Source organism: Porticoccus hydrocarbonoclasticus MCTG13d, assembly GCF_000744735.1.
Lineage (GTDB): Bacteria > Pseudomonadota > Gammaproteobacteria > Pseudomonadales > Porticoccaceae > Porticoccus > Porticoccus hydrocarbonoclasticus.
This window is the reverse complement of the sequence record NZ_JQMM01000001.1, coordinates 1683411-1708054: the sequence shown is the minus strand read 5'-3', so window position 1 is coordinate 1708054 and position 24644 is coordinate 1683411. Positions and strand designations below refer to the sequence as shown.

Genomic DNA, 24644 nt, shown 5'->3' with positions numbered 1-24644 from the left:
TACCAGCCTTTGGTGAAATTCTGGCTCAGAAACAGGCCTTTAAAAGGCATGAACAGGGGTGAACTAACAGAACTGGTTTTTTTATCCAACAGTTATTTCAACCCCCGAAACAAGAAAGCGTGTGAATACGGTTTTGAATGCACGCTTACAGATATAACCACCGAAAAACTGGCCTTAATGAAGGGACTTCATTTTGATTGCTTCCGACTAACCATTAATGCCGCAATACCGCCCCACAAACAACAATTTACATCGATCCTGACAACTGCCAGTGACTTTCACTTTGGAGAGTGGTACTGCTGCCTACAGGTCAATCAGGCCGACCCGGACACATTGGACCACTGGCTTACTGAGTTAATCCGCTATCAACCGGCAATTATTGAGTTACAGGGGCTGCAGACAATGGAGGGTGCAGCAACCCTGAGCCAACTCTCGCGGAGAATGAGCAGTCAGCACTATCAACTTATGGCGGACCGTTTTTTTGTCATTCAAGGGCATAAACTTCTGCAACTTCGCCAGAGCAAGACCCTTCAATATACCCCCTGGGGAATGGCTAGAGACAGCCTGATAGACTGGGTTGGTATTGGCCTTGGTGCACTGGGTAAATTGGGTGATGGCTACTATCAGAATACCGACTCCATTCACGACTACCGACAGGCCCTTGATGAAAAGCACCTCCCTGTGCATTGCACGGGGCTATTTCCAGATCATCAACCGCAGAATCTCCCACCCTGGCAACTGGTCAATCAGTTGCTCTGCTTTCATCGGGTGCATCTAACCAGTTGTGATCTGACAATCAAGTTATGCCCGGAACTCGCCAAACTTTTCCAACATGCCCTGTCTCTGGGCTGGCTCACCAGAGAATCTGATTATCTGGTGCTGTCCATTCAGGGTCTCGACCATCTCCGCTATTTCTGCGATAGTCTCCAGGCGTGTCGATGTAACGGTCGTTAATGACCGTTATCATGATCGCCGCTATAATGAGACATAAGAGGTTCAGAGAGATGTCGATGGATTCGGTCTGCCCCCACAATAATACATTCCACTGCGGTGACTGCCGTATGAATGCACTCTGTCTCCCGCTTGCACTGCAAACCAAGGAAGTAGAACGCCTGGATGAAATCATTCAGCGAGGCAAACCTCTTCAAAAGGATCACCATATCTACCATGCTGGAGAAGAATTCGATTCTGTCTTTGCGGTTCGCAGTGGCTCGATCAAAAGCTATACAATTAGCAATAGTGGCCAGGAACAGGTGACTGGATTTCACCTCCCGGGGGAGATATTCGGTATGGATGGTATAGGCCAGAATCGTTACACCAACTCTGCAGTTGCCATGGAGACCTCTTCCGTCTGTGAAATTCCCTTCAACCGTCTTCAGGAACTGAGCATTGCAATCCCTACACTGCAACGCCATTTTTTCCAGTTGATGAGCCTGGAAATCACTGGGGATCAACAACTTCTTAGCCTACTCAGCAAAAATACAGCCGAAGAGCGGGTGGCAACACTGTTGATGAGTATTTCAAACCGCAATTTCCGACTTAAACTCTCTGCCACACGATTCAGGTTACCGATGTCACGTGCAGATATCGGCAATTATCTGGGCCTTACTGTTGAGACTGTCAGCCGGGTATTAAGCCGCTTTCAAAAACAGGCATTGCTGAAGGTCGACAAAAAGGAAGTAGAGCTGCTCAATCTGGACAAACTACGCGAGTTGGCCAACTAGGATTTTTCAATTAATCCCTTGTTTTGATTTTTGATTGATACAGAAACAAAAAAGCCGGTTTATGAAACCGGCTTTTGTGCAATTAGCTAACCAAGTTCTTAGTTAAAACTTGTAGCCTATACCCACCATATAGACCAGTGGATCAATATCCACCTTGGTCTTCACCTCAGCACCCGGGAAATTGAATTTCGCATCGGTATCGATATCGATATACCACACTGCGGCATTGACTACCCAACGATCGGACAATGCGTAATCCATACCCAGTTCAAACGCCACACCCCAGGAGTCATCAAGTTTTAACTTGCCGCCTGCACCGACAATCCCCTCAAGTTCACTGGCAACATCCTCTTCGAAAAATTTTGTGTAGTTAATACCGACCCCGGCATAGGGCTGGAACCGGGACTCAGCTTTCATCGGAAAATATTGCAGCGTCAGGGTAGGTGGTAAATGTTTGGTCGAACCCGCATCAATCTTTCCGGGAACCAGCAAATTTTTGGCTTTAATATCGTGTTTAAAGGGCGTGGCTGCCAACAGGCCTAAACCCAGGTGATCCGTCAACATATAGGTCAGGGTAAGACCGAGCTGAGTGTCGGAATCGACATAGGCCTTGCTGTTCGGCAACCCGCCACCATTAAGTGTAAGACGGCTGCTGTCATCGTTAGGTTCAACTGTTGCGGCACCTGCGCGGACAATAACATCTCCCGCCTCGTAGGCCATAACACCTGTGGTTCCGGCCAAAAGACTCCCGGCCAGGGTCATATGAATTGCCAGCGACAATGCTTTTTGCTTGAACATTTACTTTCTCCAGAAAGGTAGCACTAAAAGACAAGGCCATTAAACCAAGCGCTTCACTACCACCATTTGATCTGGATTAAGTAAACAGAATCATCGACTTGCGCTAGATCAATACACCTTAATGATTATTGGCTCAGAAAGTACTGGAGGGTTGTGCGGAATATGAAAATGGTCTCCGAGGAGTAATTGCAGCTTGTGTTCACCAGGAGGCAGTTCAAGACTCACCTCAGTCTGGCCACCACCAAAGTGACGGTGTTGATCATCAGCCGGAATGGGTTTGTCCTTATCAGGCAATTGCTGAACATTAATCAGTAAATGATGATGTCCTGTATGTTCCCGCTCAACACCTGCCGGCGCAACACCAATACCATTCAGACCGAATCGCACAGTCACCGGACTGCTCACGGTTTCACCATCTTTGGGAGAAATAATATAGGCACTGGCAGAACCAGTATCAGTCGTTCCACCAGCATAAATTGTCGGGGATAGAATCATCAGCATCACCAGTAAAGCTTGCATTTTTTTCATGTAATACCCCTATTGTTATCCGTGAATAATTGTCAGTGGTCCCAAACTCCGCTCAACGGTGGCGAGATCTTCCGGAACTAGCCGTTTTTCCCCATACAGTCTGGTGACGAAGGTGCACACTTTTGCTCTCGCCATTCGTCAGGCGTGAAGATATGCAGTGCCAGGGCATGAACGCCACCAGCCAGCTCATCAGATAGCAGCTGGTACACTCGCTGGTGACGCTTAACGGCCCGCATCCCCTCAAATGAACCAGAGACGATAACCAGCTTAAAATGCGTTTCTGAATCCACGGGAACCGCATGCATGTGGCTCTCGTTCAGCACTTGGAGAAAATCCGGTGTAAATGCCGCTGTCAGTTTGTTTTCAATGATCTTTTGAACTTGCAATGTCACCTCGAAAAAATCTAAACCATTTAATAATGAACGTCCCAACTACTTGCCTGTTTCGAAAATATTCATGCGAAGAAGGCCATTACCGAAAAAGCGATCTCAAATCACCCACTGATCAACGTAAAACCAAGGTAATGCCGGATTACTGTCAGGCATAGACATGATCTTCGACTATACTGGCAGCCCCTTTATCCATCAACCGCCACTACTGGCTTTTTGGAGTTGGGGTACTACAATCCCGTTTTCTCTTAACAAGACACATCCTGCCCGCTTATGAGTATTAAAAACCTGATCGAACAACGTGTACGGGCTGCCATGTCAGCAGCAAACATTCCTGATGACTGCCCGGCCAATATCGCCCTCAGTACCAGACCAGAGTTTGGCAATTTTCAAGCCAATGGTGCCATGGCAGCTGCCAAGCGGCTAAAAAGCCGTCCGCGGGATTTGGCCGCCGAGATTATCAAGCATCTCGATTTGACTGATATTGCTGATCATGTCGAGATTGCTGGCCCGGGATTCATCAATATTCACCTGTCAAACCAATTTATTGCAACTCAGTTACAAAAACTGATCGGGGATGAAAAACTTGGTGTACCAGTGCCGAATCAACAGAGAGTTGTCGTTGATTATTCCGGACCCAATTTGGCCAAGGAGATGCATGTAGGGCATCTGCGCAGTACGATTATCGGTGACGCAGTAGTTCGCACCCTTGAGTTCCTGGGCCACGACGTGGTCCGTCAGAACCACATGGGGGATTGGGGCACCCAATTTGGCATGCTGATTGCTGAGCTTGAGGAGCATTTGGGTGAAGGGGAGCGACCTGAACTGGCTCTGGGGGATCTGGAGATTTTTTATCAACAGGCCAAACAACACTTTGACCAAGATGAAAAATTTGCGCAGAAGGCACGCCAATACGTAGTCAAACTGCAATCAGGTGACCACCATTGCCGCCAGCTTTGGCAGCGTTTTATCGACACTTCAATCACACACAGTGAGGCCATCTACCTCAACCTCAACGTCACGCTGAAACACAGTGATATCAAGGCAGAAAGCGCCTACAACGAGGAACTGGCAGGGATTATTGAGTCGCTAGAACAACAGCGACTGCTCGTTGAAGACCAGGGCGCCAAGGTCGTCTTTCTCGAAGAGCTGGCAGATAAAGAAGGAAAGCCCAGCCCCGTCATTGTGCAGAAATCTGACGGGGGTTTTCTCTACGCAACAACTGATCTTGCTGCACTGCGTCACCGCAGCATGACATTACAGGCGGATCGCATTCTATACTTTATCGATGCCAGGCAATCACTTCATATGAAACAAGTATTTACACTGGCAAAAAAGGCCGGGTTTGTGAATACAGAGATAGCACTCGAACACCTCCCCTTCGGCACCATGATGGGTAAGGACGGCAAACCGTTCAAAACCCGTACTGGCGGGACCGTCAAACTCACGGAACTACTCCAGGAAGGTATTGAGCGCGCCTGTACACTAGTGAGAGAAAAGAACCCCGAACTCGGCATTGATGAGGTTGCCGCCATTGGACGAAAAGTAGGCATTGGTGCCATCAAGTACGCAGATTTGAGTAAGACACGCACCAACGACTACATTTTTGATTGGGACAGCATGCTCAGCTTCGAGGGCAACACCGCGCCCTATCTACAATATGCCTATACCCGGATCCGCAGTATTTTCCGCCGAGCTGATATCAACTTCGATTGTTCGACAGGAAACATTATTCTCACGACACAACAGGAAAAAGATCTGGCTCTGAAACTTCTACAGTTCGGGACGACTCTTGAACAACTGGCCCTTGATGGCTATCCCCATATTCTTTGTAATTATCTTTACGAACTAGCCAGCAGTTTCATGACATTCTATGAGCACTGTCCGATCCTCAGGCAAGATGTGGTAGAAGACACCCGATCCAGCCGACTGGCCATTTCCCAACTCACCGCCAGAGTGATGGCCAAGGGCCTGAACCTGCTCGGGATTGAGGTAATGGAGCAAATGTAAGGCTTTTCGAAAATCATTGACTGGATATCGCTTTTTGTTCTCCAAACTGTTTTTGACTTCGATCAGAATCCGACTAGCCTTTATTTATGGTGACAGAAACAGGCACAGCACCTATCAAGGTGGAAAAAAAGCTCCGCTATTCCGGCACTGACTTCTGGATCAAAGTCAGGCATGCAGCAAAGACAGCTGGCCGTGAATTAATTGAGAAGTGTTTGTGGCTCCATTACGCCGCCAGACGGCCGGATACCCCGGCCTGGGCCAAGGCCACGGTATACAGTGCCTTGGCCTACTTCATTCTACCTACAGACACCATTCCGGATTTTATCCCCGGAGGCTATGTGGATGACCTTGCGGTTATCGCTAGCGCGGTTGCCACCCTTGCCGGTTATATTGATCAACAAGTGAAAGATCGCGCGCGACAACGTCTTGCACACTGGTTCGATTGAACGCAGCTCAACAAACCTGCCAGAAAGTACCTGATGACCAAGTTGGGGCCTGTTAATACGCATTGAATAGCCGCGGTTGTTTACCCAACAATGCCGAATTTAGGCGCGGTGAACGTGATTTGGTGGCTCTAAATGAGCGAGGCGCAACGCCAAGTGGACATTGTTGGGTAACAACCCGTAGAGCCGGGGCCAATTTTGTCCTCATCTGCGTTATGCCGAAAGCACTCACTGCGTTCATGGGGCAGGCTCTCACTCGCTCAAATAGAACCACTAAATTCTCTCTCCTTCTGCCTTGTTGAGGACAAGGCTGACCTCCAGCAGCAATGATTTAATGCGTATTAACAGGCCCTAGCGATCGACCAATACATGCTCTCTGATTAATGCATCGAAAGCCTCACCGCTGAGAATGTCCTGCTCTATCAGGACTTCACGGATAGTCTGGTCCTGTTGCTGGGCACGTTTGGCGATCTCGGCCGCCTTGTCGTACCCCAATTCAGGGGCCAATGCTGTCACGATCATCAGAGATCGCTCTACATTGTTTGCCAACTGAGCGGTGTTACAGTCCATCCCTGCTAGGCAATAGCGGCTAAAGTAATCCGCACCACTGCCCAACAGCTCAACTGAGCTCAACACGTTATGGACAATCAAGGGTTTGAATACATTTAACTGCAAATGCCCCTGGGAGCAGGCCATGGCAACGGCCGCATCATTACCGATCACCTGAGCCGCAATCATGGTCAGCGACTCAATCTGGGTTGGATTTACCTTGCCGGGCATAATCGAGCTGCCAGGTTCATTTGCCGGCAGTTGTATTTCAGAAAGCCCAGCTCTGGGGCCGCTGGCCAGCATCCGCAAATTGTTACCGATCACCATAAAATCAGCAGCAATCTGGCGCAACGCGCTGCTGACACGCAACATGGCATTATGCGTCGACAGGGCAGCAAACTTATTAGGTGCCGTCACGACAGGCATACCCGTCAAATCCCTCAACTGCATTATCACAGCCTCCTGCCAACCACCAGGCGTATTCAACCCGGTACCCACAGCTGTACCGCCAATAGCCAGTGGCAGCAAATCCTGTTTTGCCTGCTGTAGCTGCTTCAGGCTGAAATCCAGCTGTGCAACATAACCACTGAACTCCTGGCCCAATGTCATCGGTGCTGCATCCATCAGATGGGTTCGCCCTACTTTCCACTGCGCTGAGAATTCGTGTTGTTTTTTGGCCAGTGCATGCCGGAGGTTTGTCAAATGTGGCAACAACTTTCCTTCCAAGACGGAGAGGACAGCCAAATGCATGGCAGTTGGAAAGACATCATTCGAGGACTGGGATCGGTTCACATGGTCATTTGGATGAACCGGCGTTTTCTCGCCACGCATGTGACCAGCCAGCTCATTGGCACGGTTGGCAACCACCTCATTCATATTCATATTGCTCTGAGTGCCACTGCCGCTTTGCCAGATGGACAACGGGAACTGCTCATCATGCCTGTGACTCAACACTTCGTCACAGGCCGCAATAATCAGAGAAGACTGCTTGGACTGCAGTTCACCAAGTTCCAGATTGGCCAGAGCAGCAGCCTTTTTTATCAGGGCAAGTGCCTGAATAACACCATGAGGCATTGAGTAGCCCAGGTTGGGAAAGTGTACTATTGCCCGTTGCGTTTGCGCGCCCCAAAGTGCGTATTCAGGGATTTGAATCTCTCCCAGAGAATCACGCTCGGTTCTGAATGTCATGTCAATTCCCCCCTTTCACTTACTAGCATGGACCAATTACGAAAGTACTGCGATATTTTCAAATTAAGCATTGATAATCCAAGCAGTAACTCAGAGTAATAATACTGATATCGATGATCCCCAACAGGAATCAGAACGTAACCAGGGTATGCATGGAGTTGACCAGCCCACCAAAAACTGATCAATTATTGTACACCATGCTTTTTAAACGATAAGAGTTAAACACATATTGTTATTTTAAATTGAGTTTTCACTCTTAACATGCTAGAAATACTAATAATTTTTAATATATCAATCAGGCGAATAGTTCTAATGGGAGCTACCATGATTTTTACGACAGAAGACCTACGTTACTTGGTCATCAGAGAAACACTCCGTTATCTTAACGAATGGAGCGCCGCCAAAGAAAATCTTCTGGTTGGTACCGCCGCACAGGAATCCGGTCTCGGTGGATGGCACCAGGGAAAACGCGTTGGTCTCTATCGCATTACGCCAGCAAGGCATCAGGCAGTTTGGGATAAATATTTGATCCGTCACCCGCACCTGGCCAGTGAAATCCGTGGACTGGCGGGCCAGCATAGTTTCCTGAAGGATCCCCATGCAGAATTGATTACAAATCTCAAGTACGCCACTGCCATTGCCTGGATGATTTATCGTCGCTCGGAGCAGGCACTACCTGAGGCCCATGACATCAAAGCGCTGGGAGTATACTGGTTACGTCACTTCCACCCGAAATATCCAGGTTCCCCTGATGATTTCGTGACTAGTTATGCATTGTTGGTTGAAGATAGGCCGCAGGCTGCAGCCTAATTGATAAGCAATGGTCACGGATGGGAATACGATTATTTCTTCTTGACGTGTTTCATTAACCGTCTCTTTTTCGCTAACTGCCGAGTCGTTAGTTGGTTCTTTTTCCCCGCAAACGGATTTTCTCCCGAACGAAACTCAATCTTAATCGGTGTCCCTTGTAGGTCGAGGGCCTTGCGAAACGCTTTTTCCAAGTATCGAGCATAGTGACTGGGCACATCCGCTGTCTGGTTACCATGTATGACGATCAACGGAGGATTCTGTCCACCAGCATGTGCATATCGGAGTTTGATACGACGCCCTCTCACCAAGGGAGGCTGATGCTCAGTCACAGCATCCTGCAAAATCCGGGTTAGGCGGTTAGTACCCAACTTATCAGTTGCCGAAGCGTACGCCTTCTCGATGGATTTGTAGAGATGCCCGACACCAGTCCCGTGAAAAGCTGATATAAAATGAATATCCGCAAATTCGACAAACCTCAGGCGGCGTTGTAATTCTGTTTTGATTCTGGCCTTGGCATCAGCGTCCAAACCATCCCATTTGTTTACCGCCACCACTAATGCTCTGCCTGACTCAATCGCAGTGCCCATAAGATGCATGTCCTGATCGACAAGCCCCTCATGGGCATCAATCAGCAACACCACTACATTGGCATCTTCAATCGCTTGCAGGGTCTTTACGATGGAGAATTTCTCCACCGTCTGGGAAACATTTTTACGGCGTCGGATACCCGCAGTATCAATCAGCGTATAGGATTTTCCATCCCGCTCATAGTCGATATAAATGCTGTCGCGGGTGGTGCCAGGCAAATCAAAGACAATAACGCGATCCTCACCGAGCAAGCGGTTTACCAGGGTGGATTTACCCACATTGGGACGACCGACAACGGCAATCTTGATGCGCCGCTCTATATCGGCCTGGATCGGCTCCTCTAACTCGGGAAAAGGCTCCAGCACTGTTTCCATGAGATGCCTGACACCGCGCCCATGAGTAGCTGTGGTGGGAAAAACGTCCGAAAAACCCAGTTCGTAAAATTCAGCGATGGCGACGTCGGCATTCACCCCGTCAATCTTGTTCGCCACCAGATAGACCAGGCGACCTTTTTCACGAAGATAGGTGGCTAAACGCCGGTCAACGGGAGTCAGACCATCACGGCTGTCCACAATAAGTAACACCGCATCTGCTTCATCAACAGCCAACATCGACTGTGCCGCCATCGCCGTGTCAATACCCTCTTCTTCTCCTGTTATGCCGCCAGTATCAATTAACATATATCTGCGGCCGAACATTTCCCCTTCACCATATTTACGGTCTCGGGTTAATCCCGGGTAATTGGCAACAAGGGCATCGCGGGTTTTCGTCAGACGGTTAAAAAGCGTAGATTTTCCTACATTGGGCCGTCCAACCAGAGCAATTACCGGAATCATGTATTTATACCCATTGATGGTTTCTTAGCTCGGTGAATGGCTATTGGCAACACCAGCATACAACTGGCAGGCAAGGACTGCCTATGCAGAGATATCAAAGTATCAAACAGATCAGCTGTTCAATGGCGGTTTCAGTCAAACTGATAAGCGGTCAACCCGCCACCGTTATCTTGCACATAAAGTTTTTGTCCATCAGCAATCATGGGAGCAGTAACACCATCACCATCGACTTTAACCCGTGCAACAAATCGACCATCAGTTTGTGATAGCAGATGAAGGTAACCTTCTGCATCTGCCACTGCCAGATAGGCTTCAATGGTGACCGGGCTGTTTAACTTGCGTAAACTCAACTGATCATTACTCCAGAGTGTCTGTCCGCTATTACCTCTGATTGCACGTACTTCATCGTCTTTCTGCACTGAATACACCTGCCCAAGACCATAGGCTAGGTCATGAACTGAAGAAGAATTCTGGTACCAGATACCGCGTCCTGTGGCCTTTGCAATGGCACCAATTCGCCCCTGATAAGAAGAGGCATAGATCACCTCATCCACCAGCACAGCACGTCCATCAATATCGATCAGTCGCTCAAGCTCGGTTCGGCCCTGAGGAATGGCCAGCCGATTCTCCCAAAGGAGAGAACCGGACTCAGCTGCCAACGCCACAAGTTTGCCATTTGCGAACCCGGCTATCAGCATACCGTCTGACAGAATCGGGGGACTGGTGCCTCGTAAGGTTAAAATAGGGGAGTCAATTTCATACTGCCATCGCCTTTCACCATTGGAAGCGTGCAAGCCCACCAGCTTTCCATCATGGCTTTGCACCACGACAACAGCGTCATTCACTGCCGGAGCGGCCAAAACTTCACTGGTAACCCGGACACTCCATCGTTGTTCACCGGTTTCGGCTTCCAACGCAAAGACATCACCATCTGTGCCCGCCACAACCAGCAGGTTACCGCCGAGGCCAACGCCACCAGCCAGCGGTGAATCGAGGCTTTTTTTCCAAATCTGCTCACCGGTGCCCGCATCAACTGCAACAACATTACCACCACTATCTGCAGCATAGATAACGCCAGCAGCTAATGCCGGGCGAATCCCGCCGTTGATTGACGCATATTCACCCAAGGTGTTGGTCGACCACAGCTTGTTTATGTTTACTTCTTGCTCAAAAGCAACGAGTGCCGCCGGGCCGGTTTTTTCTGACGCATTACCGCCACTGCCGAGATTTTTTAAAGGGCCACAACCTGAAACCAGTAATGAGGCAAGAAAAAGGCATAACAGGTTTCTCATTCATTGTTCTCCGAGGAAGCACCCATCGAATCAGACCCGTTTTCTGAAATCGGAGCCACATGCTTCAGCTTGAGTTCGATAATGGAGCGGCTCTGGTTGTCATTTTGCGCAACAGACTGCAAAGCCTGCAGGTAAGCACTGTGAGCCGAATCCCGATCATCTTTCATCAAATAAAAATCACCCCGCGCTTCGGAATAGGCACTGGTCATCGTTTTTGCATCCTCGATATCCAGCATCTCTATGGCAGCATCTATATTTCCCCGGGCAGCTTCAATACGTGCCAATCTCAACCCTATTACAAGTGACAGCCCCTCGTCAGCTCCTTTGTCTGCCCAGTGTAGCTGCTCAGCAGCTGTTTCAAATTCACCATCCTCGACAGCAAGCCTGGCCAATAACATAGCGGCATAACGGGCATATTGTGTTCCTGAATAATCTTTTTTTAACTGAACAGCCAGATCACCGATTTCGTCCTTTTGACTATCATTGAGGCGCTTGCCAGGGTCAACCAGCGCTGTGTCCATCATTTGCTGATAGATAACGGATGCGGCCTGCGCCGTTTTCTCACTATAGCCTTTCCAGAATTCCCACCCGAAATAACCACCGGCAGCCAATACGACAACGACAATCGTGGAGAGACCATTTTCTTTAAACCAGCGTTTAAAACTTTCAAGCTGTTCCTCATCACTGAGATGTTCCGCCACAACTAGCTCCCGTTAACCAAAAAAATACGCTTTAAAAACACCACTGCACTATCAATGGCAATGCTTTCCTGCGGTCTGTCTTCGCGCAGAAATTTAACAGTAACGCAATCGTTGGCCACCTCATCCTCACCAAGGATCAGGGCCACCAGAGCACTACTCTTGTCAGCTCTCTTCATTTGTGTCTTGAAACCGCCGCCGCCACAGTGGTTAAGTAGGCGCAATTGTGGAAACTGGCTCCGCAACTCTTCACCCAATTGAATGGCTTTACCCTGTACGTCACCCACTGCAACCAGATAGACGTCCAGTTGCCGGGCGATACTATCCGGCACCACACCAGCCGCGTCAAGCAACAATACCAACCGCTCCAGCCCCATGGCAAAACCAACGGCAGGGGTGTGTTTGCCTCCTAACTGTTCAACCAGGCCATCATAACGTCCTCCGGCACAGACAGCTCCCTGGGCCCCCAACGCATCGGTAACCCATTCAAAGACAGTCTTGCCGTAATAATCAAGCCCTCTGACAAGGCGATTATTTATCTGATAGGGCACACCGGCCTGATTGAGCAATGCCTGCAATTGCCGGAAATGGGACAAGGATTCCTCATCCAGGAAATCGTCCAGAACGGGCGCCCCATCTAGAACGGCTTGAACTGCCGGATTTTTACTGTCGAGGATACGCATCGGGTTGCTGTGTAGCCGCCGCTGACTGTCTTCATCCAGACTGTCTTTGTGTCGCGTCAGATATTCGACCAGCGCATCCCGATAGAGCGCCCTAGATGCCATTGTGCCGAGAGAGTTGATCTGAAGGATAACCTGCTGATCAATGCCGAGCTGTTGCCAGAGTCGCCATGTCATTGCCAGCAATTCGGCATCAATATCGGGACCATTGAGGCCAAACACTTCGACACCTATCTGGTGAAACTGTCGAAGGCGACCTTTTTGAGGACGCTCATAACGAAACATTGGCCCCTGATACCAAAGCCGTTGAGTCTGATTATAAAGCAGGCCGTGCTGTTCACAGGCACGAACACAACCCGCTGTACCTTCAGGACGTAGGGTAAGGCTCTCACCATTGCGATCATTAAAGGTATACATTTCCTTTTCGACAATGTCAGTCACCTCCCCTATCGAACGTTTGAACAGATCAGTCGATTCAATGACCGGAAAACGAATTTCCCGGTAACCATATCGTGCCAGTAAATCCGCTACAGAGCGTTCGAGGTATTGCCAAACAGGTGACTCATCGGGGAGCAGATCATTCATACCCCGAATGGATTGCATTTTTTTCATCAGGATTTCGCTATGAGATTTTCTTGTTGTGCCGCTTTGAGGGCAGCTTTGTTGCGAATTAAGTTTTCGAGCTCATCCACCAAATTGTTCTGGGAAAGCTTCTGGCTTGGCTTGCCATCAATATAAACTAGGTTATTGGGCGTACCTCCAGTCAGGCCGAGGTCGACTTCCTTTGCTTCACCCGGGCCATTGACAATACAGCCGATAACGGCCACATCTATCGGAGTCGTAATATCTTCAAGACGTAACTCCAATTCATTCATGGTTTTTATGACGTCAAAATTTTGTCGGGAACAACTGGGGCAGGCTATAAAGTTAACCCCTTTGCTACGCAATCTCAGACTTTTCAGCATGTCCCAGCCAACCTTAACCTCCTCTACGGGATCGGCGGCAAGCGATACGCGAATGGTATCACCGATGCCATCCATCAAAAGCAAACCGAGACCAATAGAGGACTTGACTGTTCCACCACGCAAGCCACCTGCTTCAGTGATCCCCAGATGCAAGGGGTTATCGATCATAGTGGCAATTTTTCGATACGCAGCCACGGCCATGAAAATATCTGAGGCTTTCAGGCTCAGCTTGAAGTTATGAAAGTTGAGCTTGTCTAGAATCTCAACATGCCTCATCGCGGACTCAACCAGTGCGTCCGGTGTCGGCTCACCATATTTTTTTTGTAGATCTTTTTCCAGCGAGCCAGCATTGACACCAATCCGGATCGGAATATTCAGGTCACGTGCTTTATCGACCACAGCCTGAACACGTTTTTCACGTCCTATGTTGCCCGGATTTATGCGTAGGCAGTCCACCCCGAGATCTGCCACTCTGAGGGCAATACGATAATCGAAGTGAATATCGGCCACCAAAGGGACCGCAACCTGTTTGCGGATAGCGCCAAACGCCTCTGCTGCTTCCATAGAGGGCACGGATACCCTAACAATGTCAGCACCTGCGGCAATCAGCCGATTGATCTGTGAGACCGTGGCCGCCACGTCAGTAGTTTCTGTATTGGTCATGCTTTGAATGGTTATAGGCGCATCACCACCCACTGGCACATTGCCCACCATAATCTGACGTGATTTTCTTCTTACAATGGGTGACAGGGATTGCATAACCTTTCAATTTTCCAAATCAGAGTCAAGACCGACGCTAACAAAAGCCGTGTTATCTGCAGCGATATTGGATACCGGCACCACTTTACCGCCGTAATGAATTTCCACGCCCTGCGCATAACCCAAGTTCACTTTAAAAGGTGCATCACCGGTTACCTCTAGCCGTGTTCCCGGTGGCTGGAGGTCAGCAAGCAAAAGATCACCAGAGGCATCGAACACCTCTACCCAGCTCTGCTGGGTGACATTTAGCGTCATCGTCTGCGGATTATCCTGCTTATCTAATGTATCGCCTGACTCCTTGACTTCCTGATCCATCATTGAGGCCATGGCCGGTTTCATACTCAGAACAGTGGATCTGGCTGAACCCAGCAACGGTTTGCCACTGTCAAAAAAAGGTAATTTAACTCTATCAGCCACCTGAATGACCAGCAGTAATGCAATCACAATCAAAATAGTCACCGCCGCCATGGGAAGGACATTTTTTAAGAAACGGCCGATTCTATTTGGTGCAGGCGGGAATTTTATGGCGGGCTCTCGCTGATGAATACCCAAATCACTCATCGACTGTTCGAGGTTTACAAGCAAATCCTGATCGGGGAGACCCAGTAAGGCGCAGTAGGTTTTGACGTAACCTTTGACGAAAAGAGGCGATGGCAAACGGTCAAAATCATCATTTTCCAACGCATTCAGAGTCGCCTTCGTTATACCCATTCCCCCGGTGACATCCTCGATACTTAGCCCACGCTCCCTTCTGGTCCGACGCAGGATTTCCCCGGGCGAAGTTTTTTCCGGCACAGGTTGCTGCAATGGTTCCTCGCTAGGGTTTTTGCTCATTATTCAACCAGTTTTTGTATTCCTGATTCTCCCGCGAATCAGGATAAAGGTTCCTCAACGCCAGCCCCTGACTAGCCTCTGCATCACTATTACCCAGTTTATCCGCAAGCCTGACTCCCAGCCAAAGACCCCGGGGAGTAGGGCTATTTCTGGTAGTGTTGTATTGATTTAACCGTTGCTGTGCCAGTTGATAGTCACCCCGTCTGAAAGCCAGATCCGCCAACTCGATATGCGCCAGAGACATTCGCGAATCCAGATCCAGCGCTTTCTCAAAAGCAGATTCAGCCTCTGACAGTTTATTGAGCTGTAGCGCCGTCACACCAACCTTGAGAAAAAGTTCAGCTCGCCTAGGGTAACCGAGGTCCTCGGAGCCTTTCAGAAACTGATCATAGGCATCTTCGAAGCGATCCATGTTCAACAGGAACATACCGTAGTTATTGCGTCCCCGGGTAAATTCCGGGTCGTAGTTCAGTGCCTTACGAAAATGACTTTCTGCTTCTTCAAACTCTTTTTCCTTTTGATATAACAATGCCCAGGCGTCATGCACAGCGGGTGAACTATTGTCTACTTCCATCGCTTTGTTGAGATGGAAACGGGTGCGTTCATGATCTCCCCTCGTCAAATACCCCATCGCGAGATCAAGACGATTTTCCAGTACCCTCTGCTTATCAACACCGGTACCACTTTTTGTCGTCGCACAACCAACGGAAAGCAACGCAGTCAGCAGCCCGAAAACAAAAAATACCGAGGACAATTTCAGCTTCATACGCATGCCGCCTGTGACCCACTCAACCTTATAATCAACCCACAAACCTCACGGGCGCTACTTGCTGTTCTTGTTGATAGCGTTGACTGCGGCGGGTCCTGTCATTCACCGTACCGGCGAGCTGGCCACAGGCCGCTGCAATATCGTCTCCACGAGTCGTTCGGACAGTCACGGTATATCCCTCCTGATGCAGGATATCCCTGAAACGATTCAGCGCAGTGTTGGTAACTCGCCTGTAGGATGAACCGGTAAACGGATTAAACGGAATCAGGTTGATTTTACAGGGAATGTCTTTCAGCAATATGGCCAACTCCCGCGCATGCTCATCGCGATCATTTATCCGGTCCATCATCGTATATTCGATAGTAATCTTGCGGCGCACGTCAGGCATCTTGTCAAGGTAACGACGGGCGGAATCAAGCAACATAGCAATCGGATATTTTTTATTGATCGGCACCAACTGATCGCGCAACGCATCGTTGGGTGCGTGAAGAGAAATAGCCAGCGAGACATCCGAAACATCGCCGAGTCGATCCAGTGCCGGAACGACACCGGATGTGCTCAAGGTCACCCGGCGCTTTGACAGTCCATAAGCATTGTCATGAAGCATCAGCCCCATGGCATCGACAACGTTCTCAAAGTTGAGTAGCGGCTCACCCATACCCATCATGACGACATTACTCACTACCCGGTCTTTTCCGGCACCCAGGGAATCAAATGATTTGGCAGCTATCCAGACCTGTCCAATAATTTCTGCGGCCGTCAGATCTCGGTTAAATCCCTGTTTCCCGGTTGCACAAAAACTACAGTCCAGCGAACAGCCCACCTGAGATGAGACACAGAGCGTACCTCGATCCTTTTCCGGAATGAACACTGTTTCAATGCAGCTGCCACCAGCAACGCGAATCAGCCATTTTCGAGTGCCGTCTGTAGAATCCTGCTGGGAAACCACCTCCGGAGCGCGAATCTCAGCAACCTGCTTGAGCCTCTGACGCAGGGGCTTTGACAGATTGGTCATCTGATCAAAGTCATCCACACCCAGCTGGTGTATCCACTTCAATATTTGCGAAGCACGAAAGGGTTTTTCTGCCAGCGTATTAACAAAAAAGTCTGACAATTTTTCAGCAGAAAGCCCCAGCAGGTTGGTTTTCAACCCCTGGGGCTCAACGGCGGTATTGACATCGGCAAGAATCAGACTCATGGCTTATTCTGCACGGTGATACCGGAAATCACAGAAACTAGCGTGGGCAAATTTCACCATCATCAAAGAAATAGGAAATTTCACGGGCGGCTGAAGCGGGTGAATCTGACCCGTGCACAGCATTGGCGTCAATCGATTCGGCAAAGTCGGCACGAATAGTGCCAGCTGCCGCTTCTTTTGGATTCGTTGCCCCCATAAGATCGCGGTTAACGATCACAGCATTTTCGCCCTCAAGCACCTGGATCATGACAGGGCCAGAGGTCATAAAGCCCACCAAATCGGTATAAAACGGGCGTTCTTTGTGCTCCGCATAAAAGCCACCGGCTTTTTCTTCGGAAAGGTGCATCATTTTTGCTGCAACGACTTTCAGGCCGGCCTTTTCAAACCGTGAATAGATCTGACCAATAACATTTTTGCTCACTGCATCTGGCTTGATGATGGAAAGGGTGCGTTCTATAGCCATTTAGGGTCTCCAAAAGATGGCGGCAGGTAAAGAAGCGAAAGAAAGTCGCAAAATACGACCGTACATGTCTGCTTAAAAAGGCGCCATTTTACGCTTTGGTACAAAGGGTTACAAGAAAGAGCAAAAGTAAATTCCGATTCTTCTGGAAAGTCAGGCAGCCAGCAGTTTGGTAAAACGATCACAGGAAATAGGCATACTGAAGTGGGCACCCTGATAGGAATGGCAACCCAGCTCCCGAAGTATCTCAAGGGCTTCCGGTGTCTCGACCCCCTCCGCGGTAACTTTCAAACCATACTGCTTTGACACAGCCATGATAGCTTCCACAATACCCCGGCTCTCGGGGTCGCGATGAATATTTCGGATAAACTCACGATCAATCTTCAGCTGGTCAAACGGCAGACGCTTCAGGTAAATCATGGAAGAGTAGCCAATACCGAAATCATCAATTGAAAACATGGAACCCAGCGATTTGATTGCCTCCATCTTGCGAATGGCCTCATCCACATCTTCAATGACCAGATTTTCCGTGACTTCGAAATTGAGGAAGCTTGGGTCTATGTTGTAACTGCTCATGCTGTGCTGGACGATATCCAGCAATTGGGGATCGCGAAACTGGCGTGGGCTGATATTGATGCCGAGCCGCATGTGGTCTTGCCAGATACCCTGATCAATAAAATTCCGGATGTACTCACAAGAGGTGCGAATAACCCACCGGCCTACGTCTACGATCAGACCGGAAGATTCAAGTACCGGAATAAACTCCGAAGGCATGTTGGTTATTTTATCCGAATTCATCCAGCGCAATAGCGCCTCACCACCCAGCAACTGTCCTGTCTCAACAGAAATTTGCGGCTGGATATAGAGCACAAACTCGTGGTTATCCATTGCCTTGCGCAATCGGGTATTCATGCCAATCTGCCGCTGCGCTTTCTCCGAGATACAGGGATCAAAAAAAGCGATGCTGTTGCGGCCCTTGCGCTTCGCCTCGTACATGGCTGTATCTGCAAACTGGAGTACGCGCTCGGCACTGATGTCGCTGTCTGAAATAAGTGCAATACCGACACTTGCAGTCAGTATGACTTCATGGCCATCGAGAAACAGGGGGCTTGCAACCATTTCACCCAACTTTTCGGCCAACGACTGCGCACTCCAGGCGGCTTTTGACAAGTCATCAGACAGATGGGGAATAAAAAGCACAAACTCATCGCCACTCATACGGGCGAGCACATTACCCCCAGTAGCAAGGCGAGACAACGTCTGACCAATCTTCTTGATCACCTGATCTCCCACAGCATTGCCCCAGGAATCATTAATATCCTTGAAGTGATCAAGGTCGACAATCATCAGGGCACCACATATCGGTTGATTGTCATGGAGGGCCAGATACCGGCTGATGGACTGAATCAGCAATTGTCGATTGGGCAAACCCGTAAGACTGTCATAATAGTGATCCTTGGCAGACTCCTCCCAGGGCTTGACGCCTGGATTGCTGACATCTTCATCATCGACGACAACATCGGCACCGTCATAAATATCGCTGGCGGGCAATATCACATCAGGGGAGCCAACTTCGATATTTTCGAGTGATTCAGCACCGGCGACGGACAATCCCGGCTCACTGACAGAAGGTGAAGCAACATCGCAGGACAATTCCTGAGTGTGCAGCATAACTACCAGTTCTCTATTGTCGTCACCCACATAAACAATACTGACAGCGATAGTTTCGGTACGACCGGGACATGACCAGTCCAGATTTTCAGTACGGTTCCGCAAGGCTTTTTTCAGTTGCAACTTGAGATCGACAAGCGCCGTGGATTCGTCACCGGTAATACTGTCCACTGAAGCGCCCACCAGCTGCTTGAGGTCGCAGCCCAACAGGGCAAGTGCATGTTTGTTGGCATCGATACAGACGCCGTAAGCAAAGAAAAGGGTGCCGTAAGGAACTGATTCAACCAGTACTTTATAAAGCTCTTCTTTTGAGCTCATTAACACCCCTTGGTAGCATATTGAAGCTGTGGTTCATTCTAATCGAGTTCTTCAATCCATGCCATCTGGATGGCTTCAAGGATTTTTTCACCACAATGGGCCGGATCATCATCAAGGCAACGGTACTACCTGTCACGCATCAGGGCTTTGCCATCCTACGCCAAGGCAGCACTGAGGTATTCAAAGAGGCCATAGCTGAATCACATTCGTAGGTCTTAAATTTGGCATCTTCGATGATGCCGAGATCATTCACCTGGATCTGCAAGCACATCACATCACCACCAGCCGGGGCACCGACCATGCCGGCCCCGACATTACTGGCTTTGTCGTCTAACTAGCCAACGTTGCGGGGATTTTCGTAATAGTCCAGAACTTTTTCACTGTATGCCATGATTCAGCTTCTTATCGCTAACGTGCAGCCCATTCGACCTGACTGAGATCGACACCGTCTTTAAACATATCCCAACGCGGGGATAACTCACGCAACTTGGTAACTGCCTCACGCACTTTGGCAATCGCATAATCAATTTCTTCAACGGTGGTAAAGCGGCCAATGGAAAAACGGATAGAGCTGTGTGCCAGCTCATCGTCAAGCCCCAGCGCCCGCAATACATATGAGGGTTCAAGGCTCGCTGAGGAACAGGCAGACCCGGAAGAAACGGCCAGGTCCTTCAACGCCATGATCAACGACTCCCCTTCGACAAAGGCAAAACTAACATTTAAATTGCCAGCGATACGCTGCTGCATGGACCCGTTGAGATGCACCTCGTCCAGGTCACGAATGCCATCCCAAAGACGATTGCGCAGCGCTAGTACCCGTTTGTTTTCGTCGGCCATTTCTTCCCTGGCTATCCGAAAAGCTTCGCCCATACCGACAATCTGGTGGGTAGGCAGCGTACCGGAGCGCATGCCCCGCTCATGGCCACCGCCGTGGGTTTGCGCCTCAATGCGCACACGCGGTTTACGCCGGACATAAAGGGCACCGATCCCCTTTGGACCGTAGGTTTTATGGGCGGAAAATGCCATTAAATCCACTTTCATTGCCTGCAGATCAATCGGCAGTTTGCCGGTACTCTGGGCTGCATCCACATGAAAAAATACTCTCCGGTCACGACAGATCTCACCGATAGCGGCAATATCGTTAATCGTGCCAATCTCATTGTTGACATGCATTAGCGAAACCAAGATTGTATCTTCACGAATGGCGTCGGCGACGACCTGAGGCTGAATAATACCGTCGGGATCAGGGTCGAGATAAGTCACCTCGAAGCCCTCACGCTCCAACTGTCGACAAGTGTCCAAAACGGCCTTGTGCTCGATTTTTGAAGTAATAATATGCTTGCCCTTCTTCTGGTTGAAGTGGGCACAACCCTTAATCGCCAGGTTATCCGCCTCAGTGGCACCAGATGTCCAGATGATTTCCCGTGGGTCAGCATTAACAAGCTCCGCCACTTGAGTCCTGGCCTCTTCAACTGCCGCCTCTGCCTGCCAGCCAAAAGAGTGCGAACGCGAGGCCGGGTTGCCAAATATGCCGTCATTAGTAAGACACCCTGACATCTTGGCAGCCACCCGTGGATCAACTGGCGTGGTAGCAGAATAATCGAGATATATAGGCAATTTCATGCAAAGACTCCTAAACTTTTGCGCAGCCTGAATTGACATCGTCCTGATCGTTTTGGCGCAACATGACAATTTGCACTTCCTGTTGATGCACCAGGCTGTCCAGAGAAATACCACTGAGGAAACGATGAATTTGACGGCTCAGATCGTCCCAGAGATGATGGGTCAAACATATATCACCGTTGTGGCAATTACCCTTGCCACTACAACTGGTCGCATCAATAGATTCATTCACAGCATCAATAATTTCGGCAACACTGATGGCATCACTGCTTCGAGCCAGACAATAGCCGCCACCGGGGCCACGAACACTACTCACCAGATTGTTCTGACGCAATTTGGCAAACAATTGCTCCAAATAGGAAAGCGAAATTTCCTGCCGATGGGAAATGTCCGCCAGACTAATTGGCCCGCATTCGTTATTTAACGCCAAATCCAGCATGGCTGTGACCGCGTATCGACCACGAGTTGTCAGCCGCATAATATTTTCCCGCAATGACGAATTAAAAATCCAGGTGCGGCTATTATGTAAAAACCAAGTATTTCAGTCAATTAAATAACATACTCATTTAGTGGGTTATTTCATCACGGACTGAAACATTATCAATCGGTTTTTTTCTGCAAGACTCTTTGCATGCGATGTACCGCATTCTGAATTGACGTAAGTACACCCCGGAGAATCGACAATTCCATTTCATCCATTCGGATTCGGCCGTACAGGCGTCGCAAGCGGGTCATGGTTTGGCGGGGATTTTCACGGTCATGGAAACCGAGATCAACCAACGCCTGCTCCAAATGCTGAAAATACAACTCGAGATCTTCTGCCCTGGCAGGGGGCAAATCCCAGTCGGGTAATGGGGGCGATTCACTCTGGGCTGCAGACAATGACGCCATACGCACTTCGTAGCACAGCACCTGAACAGCCGCAGCCAGATTCAAAGAACTGTATTCCGGGTTGGAGGGAATGTGCACATGATAGTTACACTTTTGCAGCTCCTCATTGGTGAGCCCTCGGTCTTCCCTGCCAAAAACGATTGCCACATCGTGGTGTGCCGCCTCCAACCAGACGCGTTCGCCGCACTCACGGGGGTTCAATAACGGCCAGGGAATACGGCGCCCTCGGGCACTGGTGCCCACCACCAGACCACAACCGGCTATAGCCTCATCAAGATTTTCGACGACAATCGCGTTATCCAGCACATCGACAGCATTCGCCGCCCGCCAGACTGCCCGGTCAGCAGGGAAGTCTCTGGGCGCAACCAGATACAGCCTAGACAATCCCATATTTTTTATGGCGCGAGCCGCCCCGCCGATATTTCCGGGATGAGTGCTATTAACCAGCACAATTCGCACGCTATCAAAATAACTCATAGGGGGTTCCAGCAGGCGAGATCGAAAAACTTTCCGAGTCGTTCACGAACTAATGTATTACCCGACAACTGTTTGCCGGAAGCGCGAATTCTAGCAGAAATGAAGAGATGAATTCACCGCTTTTACTCTCCCCGCCCCCTATCCCTCTCTGGTACAATGCCGCGCTTTACCCAGACTGGAATCTTTTACGATGGAACCCATGGTCAATATCGCCCTCCGCGCTGCACGTAAGGCCGGGGAAATGATCGCCCGCGCCACGGAACGAGTAGATCTGATCAGGATCGACGAAAAGGGCCGCAACGATTTCGTCACCGAAATTGACCATGCTGCAGAAAAGGAAATCATCTACCATCTTCGCAAGGCATTCCCGGACCACACTATCCTAGGAGAAGAGTCGGGACTACTTGAAGGCAACGACAGTGACTACCAGTGGATTATTGATCCACTTGATGGCACGACCAATTTCATTCACGGTATTCCACATTTTGCGGTATCCATTGGCTGCCGACACAAAGGTCGCCTTGAACACGGTGTCGTTTTCGATCCAATGCGCCTTGAGGAGTTTACTGCCAGTCGTGGCCATGGCGCATTTCTGAACGGCAAGCGTCTTCGGGTGTCGGGTCGGGTTGGACTGGCCGGCGCAGTGATTGCTACTGGTATACCCTTCAACCGGCCATCAATAGCATTTATGGAACCCTATCTGGCCTGCTTGTCCGATCTGGCTAAAGAGTCGTCGGGTATCAGACGCCTCGGGGTTGCCTCACTCGACCTGGCCTATCTGGCTGCTGGCCGTTTCGATGCTTTCTGGGAAATGAACCTGAAGCCTTGGGATATTGCGGCCGGGGTATTGCTAGTAAAAGAAGCGGGCGGCCTGGTCAGCGATTTCAGAGGGGGCGACGGATTTATGGAGAGTGGAAATATTGTCTGTGCATCACCGAAACTGTTTAAGCCAACCCTGCAACTGGTACAGAAACATCTTGGATTTCTGGAGAAAACAACAACCGCCTGACAACAGACTGCAATCCGGACACAGGCGGTGAAACACATCGAGCAACGTCACTTTTCCTCGAACAACATAGCACTATCGATACCCTGTTTTTTGAGGATTTCCCGCAACCTGCGCAAAGCCTCGACCTGAATCTGACGAACCCTTTCCCGGGTTAACCCTACCTCAATACCCACTTCTTCAAGAGTTGCAGAATCGTAACCAAAAAGGCCAAAGCGGCGTGCGATCACCTCCTGTTGTTTGTCGGTAAGCTGGGACAGCCACAGGGTCAGGGCATGATGTATATCGTCATCTTCAGCTAACTCTTCGGGATCATTGGGGTGTTCATCTTTCAGTGTGTCGATCAGCATCCTGCCATCGTCACCACCCATCGGCACATCAGTAGAGCTGGTCTTTTCATTGAGCCTGAGTATACGCGATACCACATCGACACCTTTATCCAGCGAGCGAGCGACCTCCTCTGCTGTTGGATCATGATCCAGCTCCTGTGCAAGTTTACGGGAGGCCTTGAGGTACACATTGAGCTCTTTTACCACATGTATTGGCAAACGAATCGTACGGGTCTGATTCATCAACCCGCGCTCAATGGCCTGACGAATCCACCATGTGGCATAGGTAGAGAAACGAAAACCCAGCTCGGGATCAAATTTTTCAACAGCCCGCATTAGCCCGAGATTGCCCTCTTCGATCAAGTCCAGTAATGATAAACCCCGGTTGATGTAACGGCGGGCAATCTTCACCACCAGACGCAGATTGCTTTCAATCATTTTTTTACGGGCAGCGTCGTCACCATTCCTGAGTGCCCGAGAATAAAAAACCTCCTCCTCAGCCGAAAGAAGGGGCGCGTAGCCAATTTCTTTTAAATAAAGACTCGCCGCATCCAACACTTCTTTGTTCTGACTGTGAACAGGAATTGCTTCAGCCTCAATCGCGTCTTGGTCGGTTTCTTCGGGGTCTAGAAAATCATCATCGTCTGACACAATCCGGCGTCCTTATACAACGAAAATTCTTGGCATCCAATAAGCGCAGCAACCTACGTTTCCGCTTGGACTAATTCAAGTAGAAACAACACAGCTAGATTAACGCGTTGTCTCTCATTAGGCCACGTCATCTTATCCCTGAACAGCGCCCCAATAAATA

24 protein-coding genes and 2 pseudogenes are annotated in these 24644 nt (G+C 49.5%); 6 read left to right on the top strand and 20 right to left on the bottom strand.

Annotated features, from left to right (window positions below; translation table 11 throughout):
- Nucleotides 1-48 precede the first annotated feature (48 nt).
- Both U740_RS08175 and fnr read left to right on the top strand, forming a co-directional pair.
- On the top strand, nt 49-954 hold the full coding sequence (locus U740_RS08175; protein ID WP_152556812.1) for a hypothetical protein: 906 nt from the start codon (nt 49-51) through the stop codon (nt 952-954).
- A gap of 50 nt (nt 955-1004) precedes the next feature.
- The gene (gene fnr / locus U740_RS08170) at nt 1005-1724 is read left to right on the top strand and encodes a fumarate/nitrate reduction transcriptional regulator Fnr (RefSeq protein WP_036860136.1); all 720 of its coding nucleotides are present in this window, start codon (nt 1005-1007) and stop codon (nt 1722-1724) included.
- 102 nt (nt 1725-1826) lie between these two features.
- On the opposite strand, the gene U740_RS08165 is transcribed toward fnr, so the two are convergent.
- The 3 genes from U740_RS08165 to U740_RS08155 form a co-directional block, all read right to left on the bottom strand.
- Complete coding sequence (locus U740_RS08165; RefSeq protein ID WP_036860135.1) at nt 1827-2522, bottom strand: OmpW/AlkL family protein; 696 nt, start codon at nt 2520-2522, stop codon at nt 1827-1829.
- A gap of 108 nt (nt 2523-2630) precedes the next feature.
- Nucleotides 2631-3050, bottom strand: coding sequence for a DUF4399 domain-containing protein (locus U740_RS08160; RefSeq protein ID WP_036860134.1), 420 nt, complete (start codon nt 3048-3050; stop codon nt 2631-2633).
- A 77-nt stretch (nt 3051-3127) separates the two neighbouring features.
- Entirely contained in the window at nt 3128-3481 is a 354-nt protein-coding gene (locus U740_RS08155) for a BolA family protein (RefSeq protein WP_235189841.1), read from the bottom strand.
- A gap of 231 nt (nt 3482-3712) precedes the next feature.
- Here U740_RS08155 and argS point away from each other — a divergent pair, with 231 nt between their 5' ends.
- Nucleotides 3713-5449: an arginine--tRNA ligase gene (gene argS, locus U740_RS08150; protein WP_036860133.1), complete on the top strand. Its 1737-nt coding sequence runs from the start codon at nt 3713-3715 to the stop codon at nt 5447-5449.
- An 86-nt stretch (nt 5450-5535) separates the two neighbouring features.
- On the top strand, nt 5536-5895 hold the full coding sequence (locus U740_RS08145; RefSeq protein WP_036860132.1) for a YkvA family protein: 360 nt from the start codon (nt 5536-5538) through the stop codon (nt 5893-5895).
- 348 nt (nt 5896-6243) lie between these two features.
- Here the strand turns inward: U740_RS08145 and U740_RS08140 are convergent, their stop codons facing one another.
- Entirely contained in the window at nt 6244-7629 is a 1386-nt protein-coding gene (locus tag U740_RS08140; RefSeq protein WP_036860131.1) for a class II fumarate hydratase, read from the bottom strand.
- 324 nt (nt 7630-7953) lie between these two features.
- Here U740_RS08140 and U740_RS08135 point away from each other — a divergent pair, with 324 nt between their 5' ends.
- On the top strand, nt 7954-8439 hold the full coding sequence (locus U740_RS08135) for a hypothetical protein (RefSeq protein ID WP_152556811.1): 486 nt from the start codon (nt 7954-7956) through the stop codon (nt 8437-8439).
- A gap of 32 nt (nt 8440-8471) precedes the next feature.
- On the opposite strand, the gene der is transcribed toward U740_RS08135, so the two are convergent.
- The 15 genes and pseudogenes from der to trmJ all read right to left on the bottom strand — a co-directional run bounded on the left by der (nt 8472) and on the right by trmJ (nt 22498).
- The gene (der, locus tag U740_RS08130; protein WP_036860129.1) at nt 8472-9863 is read right to left on the bottom strand and encodes a ribosome biogenesis GTPase Der; all 1392 of its coding nucleotides are present in this window, start codon (nt 9861-9863) and stop codon (nt 8472-8474) included.
- Nucleotides 9864-9994: 131 nt separating this feature from the next.
- A complete protein-coding gene (bamB, locus tag U740_RS08125) occupies nt 9995-11155 on the bottom strand; it encodes an outer membrane protein assembly factor BamB (protein ID WP_036860128.1) in 1161 nt (386 codons plus the stop codon).
- Complete coding sequence (locus tag U740_RS08120) at nt 11152-11856, bottom strand: YfgM family protein (RefSeq protein ID WP_036860127.1); 705 nt, start codon at nt 11854-11856, stop codon at nt 11152-11154. Before U740_RS08120 ends, bamB begins: the two co-directional genes overlap by 4 nt.
- Before the next feature lie 2 nt (nt 11857-11858).
- Nucleotides 11859-13145, bottom strand: a complete 1287-nt coding sequence (hisS, locus tag U740_RS08115; protein ID WP_036860126.1) for a histidine--tRNA ligase — start codon at nt 13143-13145, stop codon at nt 11859-11861.
- Nucleotides 13145-14257 carry a flavodoxin-dependent (E)-4-hydroxy-3-methylbut-2-enyl-diphosphate synthase gene (ispG, locus tag U740_RS08110; protein WP_036860125.1) on the bottom strand — a complete coding sequence of 371 codons (1113 nt, stop codon included), beginning with the start codon at nt 14255-14257 and terminating at the stop codon, nt 13145-13147. The genes hisS and ispG overlap by 1 nt, the downstream gene beginning before the upstream one ends.
- A gap of 6 nt (nt 14258-14263) precedes the next feature.
- Nucleotides 14264-15064: a helix-turn-helix domain-containing protein gene (locus U740_RS08105; RefSeq protein ID WP_160172061.1), complete on the bottom strand. Its 801-nt coding sequence runs from the start codon at nt 15062-15064 to the stop codon at nt 14264-14266.
- 10 nt (nt 15065-15074) lie between these two features.
- Complete coding sequence (gene pilW / locus U740_RS08100; RefSeq protein ID WP_051921306.1) at nt 15075-15857, bottom strand: type IV pilus biogenesis/stability protein PilW; 783 nt, start codon at nt 15855-15857, stop codon at nt 15075-15077.
- Nucleotides 15858-15891: 34 nt separating this feature from the next.
- Nucleotides 15892-17058, bottom strand: coding sequence for a dual-specificity RNA methyltransferase RlmN (gene rlmN / locus U740_RS08095; protein WP_200877069.1), 1167 nt, complete (start codon nt 17056-17058; stop codon nt 15892-15894).
- Between the two features lie 37 nt (nt 17059-17095).
- On the bottom strand, nt 17096-17521 hold the full coding sequence (gene ndk, locus U740_RS08090) for a nucleoside-diphosphate kinase (RefSeq protein ID WP_036860122.1): 426 nt from the start codon (nt 17519-17521) through the stop codon (nt 17096-17098).
- 150 nt (nt 17522-17671) lie between these two features.
- Nucleotides 17672-19507, bottom strand: coding sequence for a sensor domain-containing protein (locus U740_RS08085; protein WP_051921304.1), 1836 nt, complete (start codon nt 19505-19507; stop codon nt 17672-17674).
- Between the two features lie 38 nt (nt 19508-19545).
- A pseudogene (locus U740_RS12275) lies at nt 19546-19614 on the bottom strand (Fe-S cluster assembly protein IscX); the annotation flags it as partial.
- A gap of 32 nt (nt 19615-19646) precedes the next feature.
- Nucleotides 19647-19814: pseudogene (locus tag U740_RS12320) on the bottom strand (iron-sulfur cluster assembly scaffold protein); the annotation flags it as partial.
- A 101-nt stretch (nt 19815-19915) separates the two neighbouring features.
- The gene (locus U740_RS08075) at nt 19916-21130 is read right to left on the bottom strand and encodes an IscS subfamily cysteine desulfurase (RefSeq protein WP_036860121.1); all 1215 of its coding nucleotides are present in this window, start codon (nt 21128-21130) and stop codon (nt 19916-19918) included.
- 10 nt (nt 21131-21140) lie between these two features.
- Entirely contained in the window at nt 21141-21608 is a 468-nt protein-coding gene (gene iscR / locus U740_RS08070) for a Fe-S cluster assembly transcriptional regulator IscR (RefSeq protein ID WP_036860120.1), read from the bottom strand.
- A 122-nt stretch (nt 21609-21730) separates the two neighbouring features.
- Entirely contained in the window at nt 21731-22498 is a 768-nt protein-coding gene (gene trmJ, locus U740_RS08065) for a tRNA (cytosine(32)/uridine(32)-2'-O)-methyltransferase TrmJ (protein WP_036860119.1), read from the bottom strand.
- 190 nt (nt 22499-22688) lie between these two features.
- Here trmJ and U740_RS08060 point away from each other — a divergent pair, with 190 nt between their 5' ends.
- A complete protein-coding gene (locus tag U740_RS08060) occupies nt 22689-23507 on the top strand; it encodes an inositol monophosphatase family protein (protein WP_036860118.1) in 819 nt (272 codons plus the stop codon).
- Nucleotides 23508-23554: 47 nt separating this feature from the next.
- On the opposite strand, the gene rpoS is transcribed toward U740_RS08060, so the two are convergent.
- The gene (gene rpoS, locus U740_RS08055) at nt 23555-24433 is read right to left on the bottom strand and encodes an RNA polymerase sigma factor RpoS (RefSeq protein ID WP_414702927.1); all 879 of its coding nucleotides are present in this window, start codon (nt 24431-24433) and stop codon (nt 23555-23557) included.
- Nucleotides 24434-24644 lie beyond the last annotated feature (211 nt).

Bases quoted from the DNA above. Each gene is read 5' to 3' on its own strand.
- U740_RS08165 (WP_036860135.1), bottom strand. From the start codon at position 2,522: ATGTTCAAGCAAAAAGCATTGTCGCTGGCAATTCATATGACCCTGGCC.
- U740_RS08060 (WP_036860118.1), top strand. From the start codon at position 22,689: ATGGAACCCATGGTCAATATCGCCCTCCGCGCTGCACGTAAGGCCGGG.
- iscR (WP_036860120.1), bottom strand. From the start codon at position 21,608: ATGCGGCTGACAACTCGTGGTCGATACGCGGTCACAGCCATGCTGGAT.
- argS (WP_036860133.1), top strand. From the start codon at position 3,713: ATGAGTATTAAAAACCTGATCGAACAACGTGTACGGGCTGCCATGTCA.
- rlmN (WP_200877069.1), bottom strand. From the start codon at position 17,058: ATGAGTCTGATTCTTGCCGATGTCAATACCGCCGTTGAGCCCCAGGGG.
- U740_RS08085 (WP_051921304.1), bottom strand. From the start codon at position 19,507: ATGAGCTCAAAAGAAGAGCTTTATAAAGTACTGGTTGAATCAGTTCCT.
- hisS (WP_036860126.1), bottom strand. From the start codon at position 13,145: ATGAAAAAAATGCAATCCATTCGGGGTATGAATGATCTGCTCCCCGAT.
- der (WP_036860129.1), bottom strand. From the start codon at position 9,863: ATGATTCCGGTAATTGCTCTGGTTGGACGGCCCAATGTAGGAAAATCT.
- trmJ (WP_036860119.1), bottom strand. From the start codon at position 22,498: ATGAGTTATTTTGATAGCGTGCGAATTGTGCTGGTTAATAGCACTCAT.
- U740_RS08140 (WP_036860131.1), bottom strand. From the start codon at position 7,629: ATGACATTCAGAACCGAGCGTGATTCTCTGGGAGAGATTCAAATCCCT.
- U740_RS08160 (WP_036860134.1), bottom strand. From the start codon at position 3,050: ATGAAAAAAATGCAAGCTTTACTGGTGATGCTGATGATTCTATCCCCG.
- U740_RS08075 (WP_036860121.1), bottom strand. From the start codon at position 21,130: ATGAAATTGCCTATATATCTCGATTATTCTGCTACCACGCCAGTTGAT.
- U740_RS08145 (WP_036860132.1), top strand. From the start codon at position 5,536: ATGGTGACAGAAACAGGCACAGCACCTATCAAGGTGGAAAAAAAGCTC.
- ndk (WP_036860122.1), bottom strand. From the start codon at position 17,521: ATGGCTATAGAACGCACCCTTTCCATCATCAAGCCAGATGCAGTGAGC.
- ispG (WP_036860125.1), bottom strand. From the start codon at position 14,257: ATGCAATCCCTGTCACCCATTGTAAGAAGAAAATCACGTCAGATTATG.
- pilW (WP_051921306.1), bottom strand. From the start codon at position 15,857: ATGAAGCTGAAATTGTCCTCGGTATTTTTTGTTTTCGGGCTGCTGACT.
- U740_RS08135 (WP_152556811.1), top strand. From the start codon at position 7,954: ATGATTTTTACGACAGAAGACCTACGTTACTTGGTCATCAGAGAAACA.
- bamB (WP_036860128.1), bottom strand. From the start codon at position 11,155: ATGAGAAACCTGTTATGCCTTTTTCTTGCCTCATTACTGGTTTCAGGT.
- U740_RS08175 (WP_152556812.1), top strand. From the start codon at position 49: ATGAACAGGGGTGAACTAACAGAACTGGTTTTTTTATCCAACAGTTAT.
- fnr (WP_036860136.1), top strand. From the start codon at position 1,005: ATGTCGATGGATTCGGTCTGCCCCCACAATAATACATTCCACTGCGGT.